The organism is Microcoleus vaginatus PCC 9802, from assembly GCA_022701275.1.
GTDB lineage: Bacteria > Cyanobacteriota > Cyanobacteriia > Cyanobacteriales > Microcoleaceae > Microcoleus > Microcoleus vaginatus_A.
The window spans coordinates 112,520-130,000 of record CP031740.1 but is presented as its reverse complement, the minus strand read 5'-3'; the positions used below and the strand labels follow the sequence as shown (position 1 = coordinate 130,000).

At 45.1% G+C, this 17,481-nt stretch carries 12 protein-coding genes and 4 pseudogenes (1 of these 16 running past the window's edge); 9 read left to right on the top strand and 7 right to left on the bottom strand.

Going from position 1 to position 17,481, the window contains the following annotated elements; genetic code table 11:
• Positions 1-221: pseudogene (locus D0A34_00600) on the top strand (IS630 family transposase) (it extends 656 nt beyond the left edge of the window).
• Positions 222-288: 67 nt separating this feature from the next.
• Here the strand turns inward: D0A34_00600 and D0A34_00595 are convergent.
• Positions 289-1,163 (bottom strand): IS630 family transposase gene (locus D0A34_00595; GenBank protein UNU17551.1). Its coding sequence is split into 2 segments (ribosomal slippage): positions 289-831 and positions 834-1,163, totalling 873 coding nucleotides; the frame shifts between segments, so codons are not numbered across the junction.
• Positions 1,164-1,324: 161 nt separating this feature from the next.
• On the opposite strand from D0A34_00595, the gene D0A34_00590 reads away from it, so the two are divergent.
• Together D0A34_00590 and D0A34_00585 are read left to right on the top strand one after the other, a co-directional pair.
• Positions 1,325-1,741, top strand: coding sequence for a transposase (locus tag D0A34_00590; GenBank protein UNU17550.1), 417 nt, complete (start codon positions 1,325-1,327; stop codon positions 1,739-1,741).
• The gene (locus D0A34_00585; GenBank protein UNU17549.1) at positions 1,627-2,289 is read left to right on the top strand and encodes an IS630 family transposase; all 663 of its coding nucleotides are present in this window, start codon (positions 1,627-1,629) and stop codon (positions 2,287-2,289) included. The genes D0A34_00590 and D0A34_00585 overlap by 115 nt, the downstream gene beginning before the upstream one ends.
• A gap of 25 nt (positions 2,290-2,314) precedes the next feature.
• Here D0A34_00585 and D0A34_00580 read toward each other — a convergent pair.
• Positions 2,315-2,551 (bottom strand): annotated as a pseudogene (locus D0A34_00580) (IS630 family transposase).
• A 50-nt stretch (positions 2,552-2,601) separates the two neighbouring features.
• Between D0A34_00580 and D0A34_00575 the strand changes: the two are divergent.
• Positions 2,602-3,291 (top strand): annotated as a pseudogene (locus D0A34_00575) (IS1 family transposase).
• Positions 3,292-3,392: 101 nt separating this feature from the next.
• Here the strand turns inward: D0A34_00575 and secA are convergent.
• Positions 3,393-6,209, bottom strand: coding sequence for a preprotein translocase subunit SecA (gene secA / locus D0A34_00570; GenBank protein ID UNU17548.1), 2,817 nt, complete (start codon positions 6,207-6,209; stop codon positions 3,393-3,395).
• Between the two features lie 339 nt (positions 6,210-6,548).
• Positions 6,549-9,494 carry an NACHT domain-containing protein gene (locus D0A34_00565; GenBank protein UNU17547.1) on the bottom strand — a complete coding sequence of 982 codons (2,946 nt, stop codon included), beginning with the start codon at positions 9,492-9,494 and terminating at the stop codon, positions 6,549-6,551.
• A gap of 35 nt (positions 9,495-9,529) precedes the next feature.
• On the opposite strand from D0A34_00565, the pseudogene D0A34_00560 reads away from it, so the two are divergent.
• Positions 9,530-10,584 (top strand): annotated as a pseudogene (locus D0A34_00560) (IS630 family transposase).
• Between the two features lie 35 nt (positions 10,585-10,619).
• Here the strand turns inward: D0A34_00560 and D0A34_00555 are convergent.
• Together D0A34_00555 and D0A34_00550 are read right to left on the bottom strand one after the other, a co-directional pair.
• On the bottom strand, positions 10,620-10,865 hold the full coding sequence (locus D0A34_00555) for a hypothetical protein (GenBank protein UNU17546.1): 246 nt from the start codon (positions 10,863-10,865) through the stop codon (positions 10,620-10,622).
• A gap of 556 nt (positions 10,866-11,421) precedes the next feature.
• Complete coding sequence (locus tag D0A34_00550; GenBank protein UNU17545.1) at positions 11,422-12,360, bottom strand: ribonuclease Z; 939 nt, start codon at positions 12,358-12,360, stop codon at positions 11,422-11,424.
• 269 nt (positions 12,361-12,629) lie between these two features.
• On the opposite strand from D0A34_00550, the gene D0A34_00545 reads away from it, so the two are divergent.
• Together D0A34_00545 and D0A34_00540 are read left to right on the top strand one after the other, a co-directional pair.
• Entirely contained in the window at positions 12,630-13,805 is a 1,176-nt protein-coding gene (locus tag D0A34_00545; GenBank protein ID UNU17544.1) for a SpoIID/LytB domain-containing protein, read from the top strand.
• A 276-nt stretch (positions 13,806-14,081) separates the two neighbouring features.
• On the top strand, positions 14,082-14,306 hold the full coding sequence (locus tag D0A34_00540; protein UNU17543.1) for a hypothetical protein: 225 nt from the start codon (positions 14,082-14,084) through the stop codon (positions 14,304-14,306).
• A 195-nt stretch (positions 14,307-14,501) separates the two neighbouring features.
• On the opposite strand, the gene D0A34_00535 is transcribed toward D0A34_00540, so the two are convergent.
• Positions 14,502-15,818 (bottom strand): hypothetical protein, encoded by a 1,317-nt coding sequence (locus D0A34_00535; GenBank protein UNU17542.1) that lies wholly within the window; start codon positions 15,816-15,818, stop codon positions 14,502-14,504.
• 630 nt (positions 15,819-16,448) lie between these two features.
• Here D0A34_00535 and D0A34_00530 point away from each other — a divergent pair.
• Together D0A34_00530 and gatC are read left to right on the top strand one after the other, a co-directional pair.
• Positions 16,449-16,970, top strand: coding sequence for a photosystem I assembly protein Ycf3 (locus D0A34_00530; protein UNU17541.1), 522 nt, complete (start codon positions 16,449-16,451; stop codon positions 16,968-16,970).
• A 145-nt stretch (positions 16,971-17,115) separates the two neighbouring features.
• On the top strand, positions 17,116-17,397 hold the full coding sequence (gene gatC, locus D0A34_00525) for an Asp-tRNA(Asn)/Glu-tRNA(Gln) amidotransferase subunit GatC (GenBank protein UNU17540.1): 282 nt from the start codon (positions 17,116-17,118) through the stop codon (positions 17,395-17,397).
• Positions 17,398-17,481 lie beyond the last annotated feature (84 nt).

Sequence of the window (17,481 nt, the reverse complement as noted above, 5' to 3'; positions counted from 1 at the left end):
GGTGGTGGTGATGGACAATGCCACGTTTCATAAAGGTGGTCGAATTGAGGAATTGATTCAAAGTGTAGGGTGTAGATTGTTGTATTTACCGCCGTACTCCCCTGATTTGAACAGGATTGAACAAAGAAGAGTCTTGGCTCACAAGTCGCATCCGCAAACAATTAAAGCGCTTTGACTGTTTACGTGATGCGATCGAAGATGTCCTACGCCTTGCATCCTAACCGCCTTGGCGGTTGCTATAATAGGCACAGTTTTATACTTTAAGTAATATAGCAACCGCCAAGGCGGTTAAGCCGCTGTGCGAAGCACAGCTTCCATGGCATCCCTAAGACACCCAAATTGAATTAGTTGTTTACGAATTCGACTTTTTAACCATGACCAGCATCGCTCAATTTTGTTGAGATCAGGTGAATAGGGTGGCAAGTATTTTAACTGAGAACCTGCAGCTTCAATTAATTGAAGAATCCGCCCACCTTTATGAAATGTGGCATTATCTGCAATCACTATTTGTCCCGGTTTTAGCGTTGGGATTAAACAAGTTTCTAGCCAGGTTTCAAACACGGTTCGATTACAAGAACCCTCAACAGTAAATGGAGCCAATAACTCACCATGACAATAGGCAGCAATCATATTAACTCGCCCTTGTCTTCGGCAACTTTTTAAAGCATAAAAGCGGCTCCCTTTAGCATTCCAACCATAGCTATAATCTTCTCTACTATCAATCCCAGACTCATCTATATAAACTATGTCCTGTGGTACATACAGCCCTATCTCTTGTTTAAAGAGAAGTCGTTTAACTTCATCTCTTTCTTGATAACCATAAGTTTTTTTTTGCGCGTAAACCCAATCTTTTTTAATGCCCGTGATATAGTGCGATCACTAATTTCTTCCGTCCATAGTTTGGCCATCTCTACTTGAGTTTTATCTCCATTAATCTCGACAAATTTGGTAAATTTTTCCCAATCAGTAATTTTGTGCCCATTACCAGGTGGTTGATTAGGCAAGGCTTGAAAGTCCCCAGTCTCACGTTCCCGCTTCAACCATAAACGAATAGTGTTACGACTAATGCTAAATATAAGGCAAGCTTCACTAATCTTTAAGCCATCAAGCTTGATTGCTTGGATCACTTTTTGACCGAGGTCGTAACTGTAGGGTTTGGGCATGGGTTTCGCTCCGGCACAGCCGGAGCAAGATTAAGGGATACTTCCAGTCTAGGGCTTAACCGCCTTGGCGGTTGCTATATCTCTTCTTTAAAGAGAAGTCGTTTAACTTCATCCCTTTCTTGATACAGCACTTTGCTTAACAGTTAGGTACAATAGTAGAGGTGGTAAGAAAGAAAAAAATGAAACCCTACTCCCTAGATATGCGTCAAAAGATTGTTGACACTTACGAGGCAGGTAACACCTCTATTCGGCAAGTAGCAGAAAGATTTCAAGTCAGTAAAAGTACCGTACAAGCCCTACTAAAGCGAAAAAAAGAGACAGGAAGATTACTCCCTAGTCAGGCAAAGGGCGGTAAACCGAGTTTACTGTTTGGTCACGAACAACAGATTGAAGAGATGGTAGCCCAGTATCCAGATTACACACTAGCGGAATACTGTGAGTATTGGCACGAAAAAACAGGAGTATGGTTGAGCGAGAGTGCGATGTGCCGATTCCTAAAAAAGCAGCAACTCACTTTGAAAAAAAAACACTACGCAGCAGTCAAGCCCATAAAGAAATTAATCAAAATCAGCGAATAGAATATTGGAAAAAAATCCGAGATGTCGCACCAAAAGATCTGATATTTTTGGACGAAATGGGCGTATTGCTAGGGATAATGAGATCCAGAGCTAGAAGTAAAAAGGGAGAAAGAAGCTACGATATCAAGCCATTTTATAGAGGAAGTAGGGTGACAGTAATTGGTGCAATAACCAACAAGAAGGTCATCGCCATGAAAACAATGAAACAATCAATGAATGGAGAAGAGTTCAAGAAATTTGTGCAAGAACAATTGGTTCCCAAATTATGGAAAGGAGCGGTATTAGTTATGGATAATTTGAAGGCACACAAGGTAGAAGGTGTGGAAAAAATGATCGAAGCAGTGGGAGCAAGAGTAGTGTATTTGTCACCGTACTCACCTGAGTTTAACCCCATCGAACATTTATGGTGGGAATTAAAGGCATGGCTCAGGAGATTTGTACCTCGAAGTGTACAGATTGTGGAAAAACTATTGGAATTGGGTGTGAAATTATGTTCAAGTAAGCAAATCGAAAATTATTTTGCTCACTGCTGTTACTGTACCTCTTAGTCACGCAAAGTGCTGTAACCATAAGTTTTTTTTTACGCGTGAACCCAATTTTTTTTAAGCCCCGTGAAATCGTGCGCTCACTAATTTTTTCCGTCCATAGTTGAGCCATCTCCACTTGAGTTTTATCTCCATTAACCTCGACAAATTTGGTAAATTTTTCCCAATCAGTAATTTTGTGTCCATTACCAGGCGGTTGATTAGGTAAGGCTTGAAAGTCCCCAGTCTCGCGTTCCCGCTTCAACCATAAACGAATAGTGTTACGACGGCGTTGCAGGCGTTGCATAATAGTGATATGAATTGAGGTTAAATCTAATGAAATGTCCTGAATGTGGCTCCAGCCATATCCGTAAAAATGGCAAGATGATAGGGAAGCAAAATCATATTTGTGTCGATTGTCATCGTCAGTTTATTGATGTTTACACAATCTCCAAAGGATACTCAGATGAAATTAAAGCGCAATGTTTGAAAATGTATGTCAACGGCATGGGATTTCGAGGTATTGAGCGCGTCATAGGAGTCCATCACACCACCGTCATTAATTGGGTCAGACAAGTAGGAGAACGCCTACCGTCCGCCTATGACCCAGAGACCACTCCAGAAGTGGGGGAGTTGGATGAACTAGAAACTTTTGTAGGGCAAAAAAAAAATCTGGTTGTGGACAGCAGTAGACCACTTTAAGCCAGGAATCTTAGGGTGGGTTTTGGGCGACCACTGTGCGAAGACCTTTGCCCCCTTGTGGGAGCTTGTAGCAACATGGAATTGTTATTTTTATGTCACGGACGGCTGGCGAGTCTATCCAGGATTTATTCCAGATGGAGATCAAATTATTAGCAAGACTTACATGACGAGGGTAGAAGGTGAAAACACACGGTTACGACATTACGCAAGCCCGACTGCATCGCAAGACACTTTGTTATTCACGCGTTAGAGGAAATGCTGAGACACTCGATCAGATTGTTGCTACACTACCTCAAGTTCTGGGATGTGCCGATTCCTCAATGATTCATGGCATCATTCAGCAACGCCTGGGAATTGTCCTAATCGTTGTGACCACTGCTATAACAGTCAACTGTTAACAGCTCACTGTTAACAGTTAACTATTTTCAAACCATCTCTGGTGAAACTTGCATTGCCGGCTGCGGCTGGAACTGGAACAGCGAATAAACCACATTGCGGCGGATATCCGTCATCATGTCCAAAAACAGCTCGTAACCTTCAGTTTTGTACTCGATCAGCGGGTCTTTCTGGCCGTAACCGCGCAGCCCTACAGACTCGCGCAAAGCATCCATTTGTTGCAAATGTTCCCGCCACAAAGTATCAATTTGCTGCAAAATAAAGAACCGTTCCGCATCTCGCATCAATTCGGCTCGGATTGCATTAACTTCCGCTTCTTTAATGTCGTAAGCATTGCGGACTTGTTCGTGCAGGAATGTTTTAATTTCCTCAACGGACAAATCTTCTAGCTGATCCGGTGTCATGTCAGCGAGCAGATAAACAAATTCCTTCACCTTGCTCACAAGTTTGTCGAGTTCCCATTCTTCCGAAGGTAAATCGGGATTGATGTATGCTCCCACGATGTCGTCCATCGTCTGTTCGGCATACTTAATTACCTGTTCTTTGGAGTCCAAACCTTCCAATACTCGGCGACGTTCCGCATAGATTGCTCGACGCTGATTGTTCATCACTTCGTCGTATTCAAATACCTGCTTGCGGATATCGTAATAGTATGTCTCGACTTTTTTCTGAGCGCCTTCGAGGGAACGAGTCAGCATTCCAGATTCGATCGGCATATCTTCCTCAACACCGAAAGCCTTCATCAAACCGGCCACCCGTTCGCCGCCGAAAATCCTCAGCAAATTGTCTTCCAAACTCAAGAAAAACCGCGTAGAACCCGGGTCTCCTTGGCGTCCCGCCCGGCCGCGCAACTGATTGTCGATCCGGCGCGATTCGTGGCGTTCGGTACCGATGACGTGCAAGCCTCCCAACTGCACGACTTCATCGTGTTCGGTGCTGGTAAAAGCATCGTATTCACTGCGAGTTAGATTGTAAGCTTCCCGCAATTTTTGAATTACCGGGTCTTTTGTCGGCGCTTTTTCCGAAGCTATAGCCACGATATCATCGGCTTGTAATTCCGAGAGCGATCGCTCCCCGTACTCTTTCACCGCCAATTCCACCGCCGCCTTGAGCATTTGCTCGGCATTTTTCGATAGCTGCGTCGGGAAAATCTGCGCCGAAGCTTTCCAAGACTTTACCTTTTTCGTAGTCGGAGCAAAACCTTGAGGTGCGGGGCGGCCACTAATACCCGGTACTTGAACCACCGAAAACCCGTCTTCATCCTCGGGTTGCACGATCCGGGGCATAAAATATTCCCGCAACTTCAGGCGCGCCATGTACTCAGAATTACCGCCCAAAATAATATCAGTACCGCGTCCCGCCATGTTTGTCGCGATCGTCACAGCGCCTTTGCGTCCGGCTTGAGCGATAATTTCTGATTCCCGCTCCACATTTTCCGGTTTAGCGTTGAGCAAATTGTGAGGAATTTTGCGTTCCAGCAGCAGCCGCGACAGCAACTCCGACTTTTCCACACTCGTCGTGCCCACCAGCACCGGCCGACCGATCTCGTGCATTTCCGCGCAGTCTTGGGCGATCGCATTCCACTTGCCGGCCTCCGCCTTGTAAACCATATCCGAAAGGTCTGTGCGGCTCGTAATCCGGTTAGTGGGAATCAGCGTCACTTCCAAATTGTAAATCTTCTCAAACTCCGTCTCCTCAGTCTTCGCCGTCCCAGTCATCCCCGACAGCTTGGGATAAAGCAAAAAGAAATTCTGATAAGTAATCGTCGCCAGCGTCTGAGTTTCCGGCTGAATTTCCGCCCGTTCCTTCGCTTCGATCGCCTGGTGCAAACCGTCACTCCAGCGCCGTCCCGGCATTACCCTGCCCGTAAACTCATCCACAATCACCACTTCGCGATCGGCATTGACGATGTAGTTAATATCCTTAATAAACAATTCCTTCGCCTTAATCGCATTAAAAATGTAATGCGCCCAAGGGTCAGCCGGGTCGTACAAATCCGTAACACCCAACAACCGCTCAGCTTCACCAAAGCCTTCATCGGTCAACAGCACATTCCGAGCCTTTTCGTCAACTTCGTAATGTTCTTCATCTTCCTTTCTCAGAGCAGCAGCTACCTCAGCCGCCCGCAGATACTTCTCACTGGGGCGTTCCACCTGGCCGGAAATAATTAAAGGCGTCCGTGCTTCATCAATCAGCACCGAGTCAACCTCGTCAATCACGCAGAAATTAAAAGGACGCTGCACTACATCTTCCATGACAGTAGCCATGTTGTCGCGCAAATAGTCAAAGCCGACTTCGCTGTTAGTCGCGTAGGTAATGTCGCAGTTATAATTTTTCTTTCGTTCCACCTGATCCATGCCCTGCTGAATCAGTCCCACAGTCAATCCCAGGAATCGGTGCACCTGTCCCATCCATTCCGCATCCCGCCTTGCGAGATAATCGTTGACGGTGATGATGTGTACGCCTTTACCGTTGAGGGCGTTGAGGTAAGCCGGCAGCGTCGCCACCAAAGTTTTGCCCTCACCGGTTTTCATTTCCGCAATTTGGCCTTTGTGCAGAATGATGCCGCCGAGGAGTTGGACATCAAAGTGGCGCAGCCCCAAAACCCGCTGTCCCGCTTCCCGCACCACTGCAAAAGCTTCCGGCAAGATTTCGTCTAGGATCTCTTTTTCTTCGTTGAGAGATCTAGCTTTTGCCAGACGTTGTTGAAACTCGGCCGTTTTCCCTCTGAGGCCGTCGTCTGAGAGTGCACGGAAGTCTTCTTCCAAAATATTGATATCAGCTACCCAAGGCTGAAATTTTCTAAGTTTGCGCGCGTTGGGATCGCCTAGCAGATTTTTAAACATGGCAGGAGAGGCAGATTTTTAATAATTTAGCTATTAGCTTTCAGGGTTACGGGCTGTAGTGTTAGCCACAACATATACCCTCCCCGATTGTAGCAACCATTGGCTCTCCTCGGCCGTGGCTGCGGGCGATCGACCGATTTTGGATTTTAGATTTTAGATTTTAGATTGAATAATCGAGCGATTTTGGATTTTCGATTTTCGATTGAATAGTTGACCTCTGTTCCCGGTTATTAAGGGGATGGAGGGCCCTAATCGTCAAACAGCAGACTCACCGATCGCCTTTTTGGTGAAAAGTCCGGAAGGGCGATCGGGTTTTACTGGCGCAAAAGCTACATACTTCTAAAAAGGCACTGGCGATCGATTTCCCTCACCCGCTACCAAATCCCACAACACATCAATACCTAAGCCGACATATTCTGTATCCTGATGCTGCTCAACCCATTGCACAACAGCAGGCAAAACGTCACTAGATTTCATACCCAACTTACCCAAGGCTAATGCTGCAGAGTAAGGCACCAAGCCCTGCCGATCTTCCAGACGTAATAGCAGGGCACTGATGACAGCTTCTGAAGCATTTCCCAACCTGCCCAAGGCAAATTCTGCCTCACGACGCACTGAGTTATCCTCATCTTTCAGACGTAACAGCAAGGCATTAATGACAACTTCTGAAGCATTTCCCAACCTGCCTAAGGCAGATGCTGCCTCACGACGCACTGAGTTATCCCCCTTTTCCAGACGTAACAGCAGGGCATTAATGACGACTTCTGAAACATTTCCAAACCTACCCAAGGCAGATGCTGCCGCACGACACACTGAGTTATCGCTATCTTCGAGACGTAACACCAGGGCATTAATGACAACTTCTGAAGCATTTCCCAACCTGCCCAAGGCAGATGCTGCCTCAAGACGCACTGAGTTATCCCCCTTTTCCAGACGTAACAGCAGGGCATTAATGACGACTTCTGAAGCATTTCCCAAGTTACCCAAGGCTCGTGCTGCCGAGTAACGCACTGAGTTATACCGATCTTTCACACCTAACAGCAGGGCATTAATGACGACTTCTGAAGCGTTTCCCAAGTTACCCAAGGCAGATGCTGCCTGACGACGCATCGGTTTATCCCCCTTGTCCAGATGTAACACCAGGGCATTAATGACGACTTCTGAAGCATTTCCCAAGTTGCCCAAGGCAGATGCTGCCTGACAACGCACCTTTTGATCCCCATCTCCCAGACGTAACAGCAGGGCCTTGATGACAGTTTCTGAAGCATTTTCCAACCAGCCCAAGGCTCGTGCTGCCTGACAACGCACATTTTGATCCCCATCTTCGAGACGTAACAACAGGGCATTAATGACGGTTTCTGAAGCATTTCCCAACCCGCCCAAAGCTTGTGCTGCCTTACGACGCACATCCTCATTCCCATCTTCGAGGCGTCGTAGCATGGCAGTGGTGACAGCTTCTTTTTCCCCTAATGCTGCTTGATATTTCCACAATCGATTTTCATCAACACCCCTTGCTTTAAAAAGTTGCAAAGTTTGCGCCTCAAACTCAGTCTCACTCATACTGCAAAGGATTTGCAAAACCTGAGACCGAACTCTGTCACCAACCTGTTTCTCATCCCTTACCTCCAACTCAACCAACTTCTCCAAAATCTTCACAGTTAGACTAGAATCTGCCACTTTTAAGTCTTTAATATTTTCAGCAAGACAACTGCCAGCAAAAAACAAATCGCGGTGCAACCATTGCTCATACTCGCTATTCGCAGCCAAAATTGCTTGCATCGCTTTCGCCGCTTTCTTCGGTTTTTGTTGAGCAATCAACAACAGCAACACTTCCCGCCAGTGGGGGTCATGCAAATGCTCTCGAATCTGCTCGAGAACAAACTCAAAATTATCCTCATCATCTGCGTGATAGCCGATTTGCTGAGCGCACAAATATTCTTGAAAAGTCTTGTGTACAAAAGCGTACAAATCTTGCCCTTGTTCGTTGAGCAATCCCGTCCGCTGTTGAATAAAATCAACAAATCGTTTAGCTTCCTCTTTTGCCTGGAACCGTTCAACCTGTTTTTTGGCTTTAATATTCTGAGTTAACTGATCTAACAAATCCTCCTTAGCAATCAGCGTCCCGCCTTCAGGATTCTGAGTTAACTGATCTAACAAATCCTCCTTAGCAATCAGCGTCCCGCCTTCAGGATTAGGCGTACTACCCTGAGTGTGAATCCAATAGGCGAGAATTTCCATCTGCCGCCGTAAATCCTCTGCATCTAAATATTTGAATATCGACTTCTCTGTGATGTTTTTGTAAGCATCCCAATTCTTTAACAGTGTGTCCACAGCTTTTTCATAAAGCTTGTGGCGTGCCCTCGGCAGTTCCGCTTGATAGCGGTGAATCAAAGCAATGATTGTCAGCAATAGCGGATTTCTCGCCAACAATTTAATTCGATCGTTTTCATCCAGAGCTTTCTTAATGCTATCTTTGAGACGTTGAGCTTCCGCCGCATCTCGAACGCGGCTGTCGTACCAGCGATTAATAAACTCATCAACCTTAGCATAATTAAACAGTTGTAACTGATAGTGTTCAAACTCCGAAGTATTAAAAAAGTCGCGTTTGTAACCAGCAGGGCGAGAAGTAATAATTGCCAGATTTTGATGATACTGCCCCAAAAAATTCTCAATCTGCTGCACCACCTCATAGCGCTTGGATTCTTCCACAACCTCATCCAATCCCTCCAACAAAATCATCGCCCTACCGTCTGCCAGCCAATACTCAAAAAAGCCTTCTGGCAGCGGTTTCACGGACATAGTTTTCTCGGCAAACTGGCGGGCATAGTCGAGGAGATTGATATCTGAAAGCCTAGCAAAATCACGGATTTTAATCAAAATCGGCAAGCAATCTATCCCAGAATCCCAGCCGAGTTTTTCTGGATAATTCTGAGCCAACATCACCGCAAAAAAGCTCAGTAAAGTTGTTTTGCCAGAACCAGGATCGCCCAGCAGCACAAATTTATTTGATTGATTTTGATTCAATAATTGTGATGCTAAAAACTTGCTACCAGAGCGAGTTTCTGTCTGAATCTGTTGCAGGTTTTTGCGTTCTATTAATTCTTCTTGGATAAAGCGATAAATATCTACCTTTTCTTCTTCCAAAACATCGGGCATCACAAAAATGTGAGCCAATTTTTCAGATTTTTCGATTTCCTGACCTTCGACTGCAATGCCAGCAAACTTAACATCATCAAACCAGTTAAGTAGGTCGGCGAGAAAAAACAAAACTATGTTAAGATACATAAATAAAACTCTAGCTCTAGTGGGGTAACTAATATATGGGCGCTCGATTAAGAGTATTTCTGACTCAAGAGCAAGACAAAACCCTATCAAATTTGAGAACGGCGAAAGTACCACAAAAAGTCAAAGATAGAGCAGAAGTAATCAGGTTAAATGCACATGGCTGGTATGTTGAGAAAATAGCTGCTCACTTTAACTGGGCTTCACAAACAGTGAGAGGAGTTTTACATAAATGGGAAAAGTTTGGTATAGAAAGCCTTTGGGAAAAACCAGGTCGAGGGGGAAAAGCCAAGTGGAAAGAAGAAGATCTAGAGTTTTTGGAAGAATGCCTTAAAAAAGAACCACGTACATATAACAGTTTTCAATTAGCTGATAAATTAGAAAAAGAGCGCTCTATTAAATTAAGTCCCGACAGATTAAGACGGGTACTAAAAAAAAGGGGATTATTTGGAAAAGAGCTAGTCCAAGTCATAAAGGAAAACAAGACTCCAAAGAACGAGAAATAAAGCAATCAGACCTAGATATGCTGGAATGGGCTGCTGCTGCGGGAGAAATCGACTTAAAGTATTTAGATGAATCAGGATTTTGTGCGTGGAGTAAACCGAGTTATACCTATTACAACAAAGGTCAGCAAAAACGTATACAACAAACTAAACATCGAGGTCGTAGATTAAGTATTGTGGGGCTTTTTGAACCTTTAAGTAGTTTCGTCTATGGTTTGGTCATTGGAGGTGTTGATAGAAAAGCTTATATTCAAATGATGGATCAAGAAGCCGAAGCTGCTGCTAAGATGAAACGGCTCAGAATCATCGTACAAGACAACGGACCCATACACAAATGTCAGGAGGTTAAACAGTTATGGTCAAAGTGGGAAGAGCAGGGTTTATATATCTTTTTCTTGCCCAAATATTGTTCCGAAATGAACCCAATTGAATTAGAGTGGCAACACATTAAAGAAGATGAATTAGCGGGACAAATGTTTGACGATGAATTAGACCTCGCCTACGCCGTAATTGATGGAGTAGAAGTTAGAGACCAAAGAGGAAACTACAGTACACAACGTATTAAATTTAAGTCCCATCACCCTACTTAATTTTTTGTTACATACTTGTGATTTTCCCCGCCGACCTACTTAGCCAGTTGCTTCAAATAGTCTGCTTTGGCAACTTTAAACCTTAAATAACTACTTGTTTTATGAAAATAGGTTTCAGCAAAAACCTCCAACCAATCATGCAGTTTTTCGGGAGCGAATCTGCCTTGAATTTTTTTGTGTTCTGGGACTGTCGCATTAAAGGCTTCAACTAAAAACTCAACTTGAGGCTTTTCTTGGTCGTTGAAAGGTTTCAGGAGTTCTGGAAGTGCTTTACCCGTCAAGAAACTTTTAAGAAAATCTTCGACTACACCCTGTTCGCAAGCAGAGAATAATTTGTTTTTATCGGCAGCTTTGAGCGCACAAATACAAGCTTTTTAAAAATCGCTAGGATTCAATTTTTTCATAGCTTCTTTGAATCCTATTTCTGCCAGTTTAGCCATTGCTGGTGCTAGCTTTCCTAATAGTCCAATTTCAAATGTCATGGTAAATTTAATAAATATTTGTGTTTAATATAGTTTATACTGGTATTATTATCAATTCCAGTGTTATTTAAAATTTTATTGTGTGGTGGGCATCTGAACGCTCTAAGAGATCCTTGGCTACGCTCAGGATGACAGAATTCCCTGACAGTGCGTAAGTCCTAAATGTTGTTGCTGCAATAATTTCAGTAACAGGCAAGATGCCTGTTCCACAAGAGATTAATGTTTTTATGGCCTAAATTTCAGCAACAGGCAAGATGCCTGTTCCACAAGAGATTAATGTTTTTGTGGGGTGGGCATCTTGCCCGCCCCGATCGCCATTATTGAAAATGCTGTCACATCTCAGGTCAGATTAACCCTAGTTTGAAACAGGGCGCGGCACTTCGTAAGTCAAAAAGTCATAGGCCATTTTCGTATTCGGAAAAATAGCCTGCGCTTCCTTGAGCAAATCATCCAGGACGATCGCATTCCCCGGAGCGTAACGCGGGCTAAAATGCGTCATAATTAGCTGTTTCACCCCAGCGATCGAAGCCACTTGAGCCGCCATTGTCGAAGTTGAATGCAGGCGATCGAAGGCCATTTGAGCATCTTGATGAGCAAAAGTCGCTTCATGCACCAACAAATCAGCATCCTTCGCCAATTCCACCGCCCCGTCACAAAAAACCGTGTCCGTACAATACACAAACTTGCGCCCGATTTGATCCGGGCCACAAAAATCAGTACCTTTAAACTGTCGCCCGTCCTCTAACTTTACCGTCTTTCCTTGTTTTAATTGACCGTAAAGTGGCCCGGAAGGAATACCCACAGCCTTAGCTTTTTCTACATCAAAATGTCCCGGACGGTCTTTCTCAGTTACTCGATAACCAAAAGCAGTAACTCGGTGCTTCAAAGGGCCGCAGCTAACAATATATTCGTCATCTTCATAGATGACTCCCTCGTGAATTTTGTGTACCTTAACTGGGTAAGAAAAATGAGTTTGAGAATAACGAACGCCAGCTTGCAAATATTCTTCAAGTCCCGGAGGCCCGTAAAGATCGATGCGCTTGACATTCCCCGCCAAACCGCAGCTAGCCAGCAAACCCATTAAGCCGAAAATATGGTCGCCGTGCAGGTGAGTAATGAAAATGCGGCTTAGTTGGCTGACTTTGAGGTCGCTGCGGAGAAACTGGTGCTGAGTTCCTTCGCCGCAGTCAAACAGCCAGAGTTCCGCTCGCTGGGACAACCGGAGGGCGATGCTGGAAACGTTGCGCGATCGCGTGGGGACACCGGAGCTAGTTCCGAGAAATGTAATCTGCAAGAGTCAAATCACCTCAATTAAATCTTAAAAAATATGTTACATATATCCAGAGTGCGGTCAATCCGCCATTCAGGAAATAGTCGCCTGCAGGAACCGGGATAAATCGCTGTTCCTGTGAACATCTAGTCGCTCAAATCATTTTTGACCAGCGCACAGAGTGATAAACCCAATTCTAACGTTTTGTTTCTTCCGTTCCCCTTCCTGTTTCCCTTGCCTTCGCTTCCCTTAAAAATTCTTAAAGTCGTACAGCACAGGAGGAAAATTTTCAAATGCAGTCAGGAGTATTTTTTGCTTCGGTTTTTTCGACATTAAAAAAACGCTACTTGTGGATTTCGCTGTTGTTTTGGCTGGTAATGGTAGCGCCAGCACAAGCCGCGCTGATCTTGCGAGTTGCGGTACAAGACGGGGCAAGTCAGATAAAAGTTGGCAGTTCTACAAAGGCTGCAATCCGGGACGGTAGCGGCCGCAATTTGGGCGAACTGTCGGCAAACAGTTCTCAGTCGGCTCAATTGCGATCGGGAACAGTGGCGATCGGTCGCTGGGCGGCCAACCAAGTTTGGATCGAGCCTACGGGGAACGGTTATGTCTGGATTGGCGATCGTTGGTATCGGGGACGCACGCTTCTAGTTCCCGAAAAAGGAGGCTTGACGGCCGTCAACTACGTCGATATCGAACAATATCTCTACAGCGTTCTCGGCGCCGAGATGAGTGGCAATTGGCCTCAAGAGGCTTTGAAAGCCCAAGCAGTCGCCGCCCGTTCCTACGCTATCCACCAGCGCCTCAAAAGCGAAACCGACCTTTACGACGTGGACAGCACTCAGTCTTCGCAGGTTTACAAAGGACTGCAAACAGAATCTTCTGGCACTTATTCCGCAGTCGATGCAACCGCTGGTCAAGTTCTGGCGTACAACGGTCAGATAATTTTAGCCGCTTTCCACTCTGCGTCTGGGGGCCATACTGAAAATGTCGAGGATGTTTGGATGGAACCCTTGCCTTACCTGCGTGCTGTTCCTGACTTCGACCAAGGGGCGCCGGTTTACCAATGGAAAGAAAATTTTTCTCGGGCTCAAATCAGCAGTAAGATTTCTGGCGTGGGTAATGTGATCTCTATGAAGCCAGAACGCACTACCGCTCACGGCAGCGTTTTGAGGATGAAAGTAGTTGGAGATGGCGGTTCTAGGGTCATGACAGGCGCAGATTTACGCCGGGTTTTAAATTTGAGGAGTACGCGGTTTACCGTGATTCCTCAGTATGGGGGCGGTGGGAACCCAAGGAACAGCGGCCAAGCTCCTACCGGTTTTCAAGTTGCTGGCAAAGGTTTCGGCCATGCTGTAGGAATGAGTCAGTGGGGTGCCTACAATTTGGCCAGACAGGGATACGGCTACCAGCAGATTTTGTTGCACTATTACCGGGGTGCGACTTTGGCTAGAATTGCAGTCCAGTAACTGCTGGGAATGGGCAAGAAAGAAGGAAGAAGGAAAAAGAAAGAAGGGGGAAGGAATAAGGAGGAAAGAATAAGGAAAAAACCGCTATTTCTGTATCTGTGACTTCCGTGTCCTGAATACAAGGAATTAATTGGGAACTTGTACCGCCCTTCGACTACGCTAAGGAACCGCGTAGTCGAAGACCAGGAACTGCGTAGCCGAAGTATTGGAAATTGGGAATGACTAATGACTAATGACTCAGGACTAACTACATGACTAACTACATTAAGGATTGCTATGCAAAAGTGGGAGTATTTATTTGTGGATGCGAATATGTATCCTTTTGGAAACAAGCTGATTAGTTTATATGTAAACGGTGAAGAACAGCGAGATTGGAAACAAGGCTCGCTGCATCTATTTGTCAATCATTTGGGGGAGGAGGGATGGGAACTGGTAGCTCTGGATCACGACTCGAAGTATGACCAAAATTGTTTGATTTTTAAACGCCCTAAGGTTATTTAAAAAACAGTCGGACTAGAAAAAATTATGACATCAATAACGATTGACATTTTCCACAATTCTTAGCAACGAGCTAAAAGCCCGCTCCCCAACAAAGATGTTTTATTGCGGAACACGCATCCTGCCTATTCTTGACAAGGGTGCAAGATTCTAGTTCAACCTAACTTAACAACAAACAAAGGTTTTTTTTCATTAGTATTACAAGTTGTCCGAGCGATCGATCCTCCGCTGCCATTCGGCATCTATTTTTGCTGACTGTTCTAGTTCTTGTTGGGTTAATTCCGTTTCTGTTGTATAAGCTAAGTCTTCTCCAGTCAGAAAGTTTTCTGCTGCAAATTCCCGGGCGTAGGTGAGTTTTTTGAGCAAGCTGCCATCAGGTTCGTTTAATAACATTGCTCGCTGCTGACGCTCTTGATTGCGGGCTTCTATCCGGCTATTTTTCCACTGAATCCAGAAGTAGCGAATTAAAGGAATTGCGAGAAATCCGACGCCGTAAATCAGGAGCATGGGATAAACAGGGCTGACGAAACCGATAAATCCACCTGCGATTAAATTATTACTTAATAGATTCCCCAAAACTAACGCACCGACAAGATTGACGGCTCCTAACCCTGCTGCGAGCATGATTTGCCCGGAGCTGGCGTTGCTAAAACGCCACAGCATTTCTCGCAAATAAGCTGCTACTGGTTGAGGATTTTTCTGGACGGCTGTGGTTTGCAATTGCGGAAAATGGTAAATTATTTGCCCTTCGGGGCTGACTTCGGGGCGGCCGTCAAAACGGGCTAGGGCCGGTAACATATATTCTTCGTATTCTCGGGCGTATCCCTGTCCGAGATTGTCTAGATATGGGGCAATTTGTTCGGCGACGACGGCGCCTCGGTTGTTGCCAATTGCAGTCGCAATATCGATCCACTTGCGCTCTTCTAGATTGTAATTGGGATTCCCGTCTCCAAATAGAAAGGAGAAAACTGCTTCTAGAAAACTCATCTGGGGTTTTTGGCCAGTTAAGCGCGATCGCTGCTGGTAGTATGGTTGGTCATGGTTCCAGTAAAATATCCAGATTAAGTCGTTCCAGAAGTAGGGGAAAAACAAAAAGCTGCCACCTCTGCCGCCCCCGCCGCCACCCTCTCCTCCTCCTCCTCCCCCGTTATTGCTGTCGCCGCTGGAGAGTAAAATCGTGATAGCAACAAAAATTAAGAGGATGGAAGCTACCAGCACTATGCCGAAAGATATCCGAATCAGATAAAATAAAATGCGCCAGATTTTTTGCCACCATTCCTGCAACTGCAAGCGCAAGAATTTGTTTCGCAAAATATCTCGAAAGTTCTTGGGAAATAGGTAGGCAATGTCGCCGGATTCTGCTACTTGCAGGTTGCCACCTGCTTCGGAGGCGAGGGTTAACAGTTCTCGCTGGGCAAAATGGATATCTAATCCAGCTTTTGCCGCCACGTCTCCAACCGTAACGCGGTAGCCAAGTTGTTCGACGGCTTGCATAATGGTGGGATTCGGAGCCATAGGTTTCTATCTGTGAAAATTACCCGGTTATTTTTATTATATATTGCGGGAATTCGAGCTGGTTTTGGCGATCGGGTTTCTGATTTTTTTTGAGGCTGCCCTTGACTTTGGGGCAAAATATTGCTAGTGTTTTGCCGAATAACTTTTAAGTATGGGCTGAACTCGGATAGCTTAATAAAACTTTGTGATTGAATTTCTCCTCGGCATTTGCTTTTGCTTGTTTGCTCTGAGGGTCAACGACGGGGATTATGGCTACAGTTAGTAGGGTACGGTGCGCGATCGCCCATTGGCGTTAGCGAATCGATCCGAAGGCAAGCCATCGAAGAGGATCGCCCCTGCACCTTACTGCAAAAATTTTCCTTTCTGCACGGGTTTTTGTAAGTTTTGTTTAGAGTGCGAGAGAGAGGTTAAACAAATCTGGTTTTTTTGCAAGTCTTGCAAGACTTATATAAAATAGATAGAGCTTGCGCGGGTGTTAAACCCAAGGGCGTGTTTTAAGGTTCCCACTTGCGATCGAGTAGACTTTTTAGCGCCCTCAACACAACTGCCAACTAAAACAGTGGCGCAATTATTAATAGGAAAACTTTACAGGCTAATTTTTCGGATTAGCCACTAACCAAAGAATCGCATATGCCAAGAACTCAACGCAACGATAACTTTATTGACAAAAGCTTCACGGTAATGGCTGATATCATCCTGAAGATTATGCCGGCGAAAAAGCAGGCGAAGGAAGCTTTTGCTTATTACCGGGATGGTATGTCAGCTCAAGCAGATGGCGAATATGCTGAAGCGCTGGAAAATTATCATGAAGCGCTGAAGCTGGAGGAAGATCCTTACGATCGCAGTTATGTCTTGTACAATATCGCGCTGATCCATACTAGCAACGGCGAACACGATAAAGGTTTGGAATATTACAGCGAAGCTCTGGAGCTCAATCCGAGAATGCCACAAGCGCTGAATAATATTGCTGTGATTTACCACTATCAAGGGGAAAAACAAAAGGAAGCGGGCAATCTAGAAGCAGCGGAAGGGTTGTTTGATAAAGCGGCAGATTATTGGAAGGAGGCTATTCGCTTGGCTCCCAACAATTACATTGAGGTGCAAAATTGGCTGAAGACAACAGGTCGATCGCAAATTGATGTGTATTTTTAACCTCAGTTGTTAGCTACAAGAAGCCTGATTGGGTAAACAAAAAGTTGTGGGTTTTAAGTGCTGAGTGGTGAATTGAAAACTCTTCCACTTAAAACTTACAAATCACCAGTCAAAACTACTCACTAATTCCCAATTGCAGATTTTTATGATTGACAGAGAAGAAGTTCGCAAAGTAGCGAATTTAGCGAGATTGGAATTAACGCCGGAAGAAGAAGAGCAGTTTACTGGTCAACTTAACGGTATTTTGGATTATTTTGAGCAGTTGAGCGAACTGGATACGAGTAAGGTACAGCCGACAACGCGGGCGATCGATGTTAGTAATGTGATGCGATCGGACGATTTGCAACCTTTTGCTAAGGGAGAAAGTATTTTGGAGGGAGCTCCCGATCGCGATGGGGAGTTTTTTAAAGTGCCTAAGATTATGTAAACTTCCCGCTGCGCACCTAACTGAGGAGAATTTCTTGAGGGGCTGGCTCCCATGCCAACCCCACAACCAGATTAAACTAAGTGT